This window comes from Lacticaseibacillus suibinensis (assembly GCF_003946175.1).
Lineage (GTDB): Bacteria > Bacillota > Bacilli > Lactobacillales > Lactobacillaceae > Lacticaseibacillus > Lacticaseibacillus suibinensis.
In genome coordinates this window covers 1-6,907 of sequence record NZ_RHOK01000044.1, presented here as the reverse complement: position 1 = coordinate 6,907, position 6,907 = coordinate 1, and the positions used below count along the sequence as shown (strand labels likewise).

The 6,907-nt window shown below is 47.7% G+C and carries 7 protein-coding genes; 1 reads left to right on the top strand and 6 read right to left on the bottom strand.

Going from position 1 to position 6,907, the window contains the following annotated elements:
* Positions 1 to 256 precede the first annotated feature (256 nt).
* Positions 257 to 1,044, top strand: a protein-coding gene (locus tag EKM90_RS12500) for an IS5 family transposase (protein WP_125583112.1) whose coding sequence is annotated in 2 segments (ribosomal slippage) — positions 257 to 524 and positions 524 to 1,044 — 789 coding nt in all. Because the reading frame shifts where the segments join, the coding sequence is not laid out codon by codon here.
* 152 nt (positions 1,045 to 1,196) lie between these two features.
* Here EKM90_RS12500 and EKM90_RS12495 read toward each other — a convergent pair.
* From EKM90_RS12495 to EKM90_RS12470, 6 genes are all read right to left on the bottom strand, one after another.
* Positions 1,197 to 2,018 carry a DNA/RNA non-specific endonuclease gene (locus EKM90_RS12495; protein WP_125583118.1) on the bottom strand — a complete coding sequence of 274 codons (822 nt, stop codon included), beginning with the start codon at positions 2,016 to 2,018 and terminating at the stop codon, positions 1,197 to 1,199.
* Between the two features lie 57 nt (positions 2,019 to 2,075).
* Positions 2,076 to 3,758, bottom strand: a complete 1,683-nt coding sequence (locus tag EKM90_RS12490) for a DUF3991 and TOPRIM domain-containing protein (protein ID WP_125583110.1) — start codon at positions 3,756 to 3,758, stop codon at positions 2,076 to 2,078.
* Positions 3,759 to 3,809: 51 nt separating this feature from the next.
* Positions 3,810 to 5,072 (bottom strand): MobP2 family relaxase, encoded by a 1,263-nt coding sequence (gene mobP2, locus EKM90_RS12485; protein WP_125583116.1) that lies wholly within the window; start codon positions 5,070 to 5,072, stop codon positions 3,810 to 3,812.
* Positions 5,059 to 5,502, bottom strand: a complete 444-nt coding sequence (locus tag EKM90_RS12480) for a hypothetical protein (RefSeq protein WP_125583108.1) — start codon at positions 5,500 to 5,502, stop codon at positions 5,059 to 5,061. Before EKM90_RS12480 ends, mobP2 begins: the two co-directional genes overlap by 14 nt.
* 9 nt (positions 5,503 to 5,511) lie before the next feature.
* Complete coding sequence (locus EKM90_RS12475) at positions 5,512 to 5,757, bottom strand: hypothetical protein (protein WP_125583106.1); 246 nt, start codon at positions 5,755 to 5,757, stop codon at positions 5,512 to 5,514.
* 295 nt (positions 5,758 to 6,052) lie between these two features.
* Positions 6,053 to 6,634, bottom strand: coding sequence for an ABC transporter ATP-binding protein (locus tag EKM90_RS12470; protein ID WP_225422881.1), 582 nt, complete (start codon positions 6,632 to 6,634; stop codon positions 6,053 to 6,055).
* Between the last annotated feature and the right edge of the window lie 273 nt (positions 6,635 to 6,907).

Genomic DNA, 6,907 nt, shown 5'->3' with positions numbered 1-6,907 from the left:
TTCAAGCAGTCCAATCCGCACTGAACCATCGTCCCAGACGTATTCTGAACTATCTTCGCCCATGCGATTACTACCGATGCATGGCGTAACAGCCTAGACCACTATCAAGAATTCGTTATCATCGTTGCACTTGACTTGAAAATTGAGGATCTGGGAATTTTTGGTTTTCTTGTTAGTATGGTGAAATGCCTCTTAGAACCTGTCTAGTATCTGCTGAATCTGGTGGAATTGTGGAAAATCGACTGAGGAGTTTGTCATGCCAGATTATCCAAGCAATATTTCTCGAGCGCAATTTGCGTTAATACAACCTGATTTAGAAAACTTCCGCAAGCATACAAGACCGCGTCGTTATGATCTTTATGACGTATTCAATGCCATCCTTTACTCGCTTACTACAGGGTGTCAATGGCGTGAATTACCGCACGATTTCCCGGAATGGCACACTGTCTACCGCTATTACGATATGTGGCGAGATAAACCAGACCCGACAGCTGATTCGCTATTAGAAAGGCTTTTAAAAAAACTGTTGCTTCCTATCGCTTTGCACAGGGCCGATCGGCCCGAACGTCGTTTGTGATTGTTGATGCTCAAAGTGTTAAAACCACTGATTTAACGAAAAATAGTGGCTACGATGGCGGCAAAAAGATTTCAGGGATTAAGCGTCATATGGCGGTTGATATTAACGGTTTACCACAAGCCATTCTCGTGACACGAGCTAATGTATCAGATCGTTCAGGTGCATTGGCTATGCTTAGTTTGGCTAGCCAAACTTTAGAGCTGGTTCAGCATGTCATGGTTGATGGTGGCTACACTGGCAATGACTATGCGGATCAGGTGAAGCTCATTTTGAATGCTCAGACGACGGTAGCTAAACGCAACGAGTTGCATATGTTCACGGTGTTACCGCAACGATGGATCGTTGAACGTTCATGGATTTGGCTAGACAAATGTCGGCGACTTTGGAAAAACTGTGAACGTGCCCTTAACAGCAGTCTTCAAATGGTTGTATTGGCCTTCCTGAAGATAGTTCTTAAAAGATACTAGACGGGTTCCTAGACTATCTTGCACCAGTAGCATGGCTTTCCTTGTATGACCAAGCTTCACAAAAAGCCGCTTAGCAAACTGTCCGAAAAAGTGTTGACTTCCCTAATGCAAAGACCACGTATAAACATTCAGTAGGGAAAATGCGAGCACTCTTACTTCAAACTGAATTGACCCGTTTTGAAATTGAGCTTCACGCCTTCTTGCCGATTGAAGACCCAAACGTTTAAGTGTAAAGCGTTCGGGTTCTTGAGAGATTGAACAATGACATGCACGCCACGGGGCACAAGCTCAGGCCCACTATATATAGGGATTGCCTGGTAGGCAACGGCTTCATCTTGATGGGCTTGGAGATAGTTGCGAGTTAGCGTTTCGGGATACGCTATGCCACCGGGATTGTTCATATCGTTGGTGCCGACATTTTGTGCACGTGTACCAAGAATGACGTTGTGAGTCTGCATATCGCCGTTTAGTGACCAGGCGACTAGGTGCGACTTGTTGTAGAGATAGCCTCGGTAGCCTGCAAGCTGCACAATGCAATTATTGTTACGACCGCCCCGCCAGGCCTTTTCTCCCGTGTCAGGGTTGAGCGCAAATTTAGCATGGAGATACTCGCCCGAGACTCTCGTTTCTGATGGAAATGCGGGCCGTTTTACTACACTGCTGCTATGAAACATCATCGACGGATAAGTGACAACCGCCGACACACCTTGAGTGCGCCCCGCACTATCTAGGGCGCTGTAATCTGTCGATGCGGAAACAAAGCTCGGATCTTTTAGATTACGACTCACCGTGCGGGCGAAGCCTCCCTCAAATACGGGTTTATTGTTATCTACTGTCATGTAGTTCTGCGGATATTTTCCAATGCTGAATGGGGTATTGATCAGTGCGGTGTCCGCTTTGGAGTTCTCAGTAGTTGCGTCCGGAAGAAAGCTAGCTAGCTGTTCTACTGCCTTACAACCGGTTAGTGTGACCATTGCCGCTACGAGGACGACTACGTGTCCGAGATGTTTGATATTCACATGGACCCCCCCTCAGCTCCTAGCCAGTGCCGCCGCCTGCAAAGCCTGACGCGCCGGACTCGATTTCTGCTTCTGTGATACGGTGTGCTCTACACCTTCGACGTGTTGGTATTTCTGCTCATCTTCTTTATCAACGGCGCTATACCCATAGGTCTTAATCAGATAAGCCATTTCTTGCGGCGAATCCGCTTCAAAGAGTCCTTTATTAAGCTGGTTTGCCTGCACTGATTTTAGGCGGTCACGCCCATCCTGGTCACGCTCTTGGATTACTTTCAGCCCTTCTTCCTGCGCCTTATTAGCGTAGATACGATCAATCAAACGGGCTGGGAACCCACTTTCGTTTTGCACCTGCTTCAGTCTGTCGTTCCAGTCCTTGATCTGATACTGTACGGGCTTAACCCCGCCATTTTCGTACTGAGCGGTGTAAGCTTGTAGCTTACCAATGAGCGCTTGCTGCATTGTTGGATCAAGTGACGGATCAAGGCGCGTAATCAGTGCTTGATAGTTAAGGCCGTTTTGGTCAGTTAGTTCCCCCATCAGTCCGGCAAGTTGACCGGCGCGTATTTCATATTGACTGCCTGGCGCGCTGCCGTCGCTGTGAGTGAAGCCCCCCTTCAGCCCAAACCAGTTATTGACTTTCTTATCGTCATGAAAGTTAGTTTCTACCTTATCTAACGCTGCCAACGGTTCCCATGGCACATTAGCCGCGGCCGCTTGTTGTTGCAAGGTTCTCAAGCGTTCAGTAGGGACAGCGAGGTCGTCAACCATGAAGTGACCGTATGGTATTGTTTCACCTGTTCCCGCGTTCTCAAAGCTGTGCTTATTGACCATTTCGTCAAAGAAACGGTGCCCCGCCGGGTCATTGTCAACACCGAACCCAACGCGTTCAGGTGCGTTGCCGGTGCGGGTGTGATAGTAGACCATAGCCTTAATCACTGACTGAGGCTTGAGACCATCCATCGCAAAGAACATGGTGTCTCTAGTTTGTGGATGCAAGCCCAGATAAGACAACGCATCGATTGGCGACTCAAAGACGTATAGCTGCTTTGGATGGCCGATCGAAAAATTAAACCCATAGTCCTGTTCTGAATTTTTGGCAATCTGTTTGAACGTACCGCGCGGCCCGTTGTGCTGCTTGTCGATGGTTGTACCTTGGATAGACGCGCCAACGCGCTCACCATCACGTGCCCAAACAAAAATGGTATTGCCCTTGTTATCCTGTTGAATGAACCCGCGTTGATGCAACTGATCAATGATTGCCGGGTTCAAGCCCCGCGCCAATGTCAGATAATCGCGTGCACGACTGAAGTCTTTAGAGTTCTGAATGTCATACTCAAATGGCTGTCGTTCTTCCATTGCCACCTTGGCTGTTGATAGGCTACTATCATTTAAAGCAATTACCGCCTTGCGGAAGTCATCCACGCCCACAACCTTCATCATGAAGTCGATAGTTGACCCGCCGACTTGGCGGCTATTCCACGTGAACTGGTTTTTACGGGCGTTCACCTTTAGTGAGTCGTGTTGATCCCATGACCAGTAATCGCCGCCATCGTGCACTAGGTTAATGCCATTCTTCGCTGCCACGTCAAAGATTGAAATCTCTTTAGCGTGGCTGATCATCTCGGTAGTGAGCGTTTGAGTCTTTTCCTTAGCTACACGCGGTACTTCTGGGGCTACGTTATCCTCTGTTGCCATGTAAATCCCTCCTTTGAGTCGTACAAAAAAGCCGCAGCGTGTTAGCTGCGGCTATCGCCACTGATCATAACCAGGGGCTTGCTGACGCTCGTGGTCAGCTTCTTTTTCATCTTGCATGCGTTCATAGTCACGCTGTGCTCTCATGTGCGCTTTTACGTCACCAGATAGTGCGCGCCGAATTGAAGATAGCGCACCCATGATGCCGTGAGTCGGCCGTTTCCCTTGCGCCTTGTGGTAGGAGAACCCGTTCGGATGTTCTTTCCTATAAACTGCGTCATCTACTTTCCTCATCTCACCTAAGATTGAGTTTCCCATCCTGGCGTACAGCTCGTTGTACTTGTTGTGCTCATAATCTTTAGCACGGCCTGCTTCTTTACCTTGCTGCCCAGTACCGTACAGTGCTTCGCGAAAATCGGTTTCAGCTTTTAGTGCTTGGTCGAATTCGTGCAATTCATCGCCGTGATAACGCTGCATGAATTTGGAGCTAAAGACGTCGAGCAACGGTCGGACTTCTTGGAGTGCGTTCATGTTGTACTTCCACTTCCGCTTGTCATCGGGTAGCGCCCTGTATATCTGCTGGTACAGCCGCAGCAAGTCAAAGTCTGGGAGCTTACCCCAGTCATAGTCATGTTGCGGTAACTCATTTCTGATCAGACTGGAAAGATGAGCCAGTGACTGATCGCGGTTGGCTAGCTCGTTTGCGATGGAAGACTTAAAGGCGGAAATGGTGGCGGGCTTGAGCATACCTCGCGCCTCTTGATGGGTTCCGCCATCTAGATCATTAAGGGTGAACAGTCGACGAGTCGGTTCCGGTTCAACGAACGCAATATGCACATGAATATTGTCGGTATTGAGGTGTATTGAGGCTGACCACACCGCCGTGTTGGCTAAGCCTTCGTTAATCAGAAGCCCGCTCATACCATGACGAATTGACTGTTGTAGCTTGTCCTGATCTAGCTGCTTTGTTTTCAGATCATAAAGACTGTGATCCGCAAGAAACCGGTTGTCGAAACTCACTACGGTTTGCCACATTAGAGAACCATTTTTTTGGGCAAGAGCAAACTGCCGCTTCAGTTCAGCCCGCTCTTCCTGCGACAAAGAGTCCTTCCCTGCCGTGAACAAGCCCTTGCTCTTTTCTGGGTTGCTCATGTAGTTGTTGTAGCCGTCGAAACGATTAACGTTCCAGTCCTTGAAGTGATCACTGCGCATTGCATCCGGTCGATCCATATAGTTTACGTAGCCGCTGAATTTCTTGTTCTCCGCTGGCACAAACTTCATTACCGTGACAATACCGGGTGTCTTACTCATCGTCATCACCCTGTGTCGATCTCGTCAGCTTATCTTTACGTGCAACTTGGTAAGCATGGATTTGATCTGCGACTTGCTTCTGTGTCTCGCGCAGAGACTCTGCGACAATATCGGTCACTGGGATTGAGTCTTCCATGCCGCTAATAATCAGATAAGAGTTGAGCAAGTTAGTAAGAACACGCACGTTTTTATCAACGTAACCAGTCCGAATGCGGATCGGATCGAGCTGTGGTTTAATCTCTCTTGCGATTGCTTTTGCTAGGTCATTGTCGCTTTGATTTTGTTTCTTGAGAACAACGTACTCATTAAAGAGTTTTTCTAATGCTTCGCCTCTACTTGCAAGGTTATGGGCACGCTGAAAAGTCTCAATCCACTTCCAACTGAGGTTCCGGGGGGAGTCATCTTCTAGATAAACAAAGTGCCGTTCTTTTTTCATTTCAGCCTCCTACTCACTCTTCAGCATCGACACAAAATTATTTAATGCCGCAGTCGTTTCATTGAGCACTTTCTCGTTTTTTGTGATCAACTCTGCAAGACTATTTCTTTCCTCATCAACGTAGTAGTTAGTCGCGTGTGAATGAATAAGTTGTCGCAGATATTGCTCGCGAGAGATGCCCTTTTCATTTGCCTCGGTGTCAATGATGGCTAAGTCTGCCATTGGGATTTGTCGAATCTTAACTTCGCTTGCCAACGTAATCACCTCCTGTTTTCTACCGTCGCTTGCGGCGGAGTGTTACAAAGGGTCGGCTGGGGCGTGTAGCCCAAGCCATTTGTAAGAGCATAATAGAGATCTGCTATCACAATGTGATAGAACCCGCAGTGCGGGTTGATTTGTAGTGATAGCGGAATTAAGGACGCAAACCCACGTTATAGGCCCATACGCCCACGGGCCGCAAGGCCCCAAACCCACGATTTTAGTCATTTAGCCCACGCGTTTTCTGCAAAGCCCACGATACGCTATGAAAAACCCACGGTATATTTTCAGGCTATTGCAGTTGTTTTTGGTATTTCCGTCGCGCAATGGTGGCAGTTTTGATTGATGCCTTTGCATTTTTGCGTGCTGTTTGCTGTGCCTTCAAAGAGCTTTTCGTGTCCGAAATCTTCTGCTTGGTTGCCGCTTTTTGTGACCCGGTTTGAACGGAAAGCGAAGCTTTCTGCTTCCTCAAAGTGGCCATTAGTGTTGCAATATTCTTGTCCGCTACCTTCACTTTTTGACGGTAAACTGTAATGTGTTTGCCGTAGAAATGAACCATGTACTTGAAGTATTCGCGTGCAAGTACCCGGTCATTTGGCGTCGAGGTTTCGTGAGAGTTTACTGCATTAACGATGCTAATTGGCTGCGATGATGACGTTGAAATGCCGCCATTGAGTTGCTTCTTTGTGCCAATGTTGATGAACAAACTCGACTGCTTATCGGGTACCTTTTTAACAACCAAGGTGTAGAAATCCTCACTTACTTGCATGAGTTTCGAGGGCAATTCTTGACCGTTTCCTGAGCTTCTTGTGCGCACATTAGCCGTAATAGGTTCCAGCGGATTGATTTGGTTATCCTTGACGTAAAAGTTCAACTGATAGGTGGTCTTATTGGCATACTTGGATGCACCGGCAAAGGTGAATTGGTTGTCACCCTGTGTAAAGTTCTGATCCATTTTGACGCCATCTACTGTGCTACTTTTTGGAAATAAAAAGGCCCCCCAGTTTACAATTCAAGTGCAACACCCTGACGACTAGACCAAAAAGGCCATGAAGACCTATTCTTGTTAGTGCTAGCTAAACAAGAAAGCAGGAATCTTCATGACCCACTCTCAGACTAACACCCACAAGCATTACCAACAACTCAG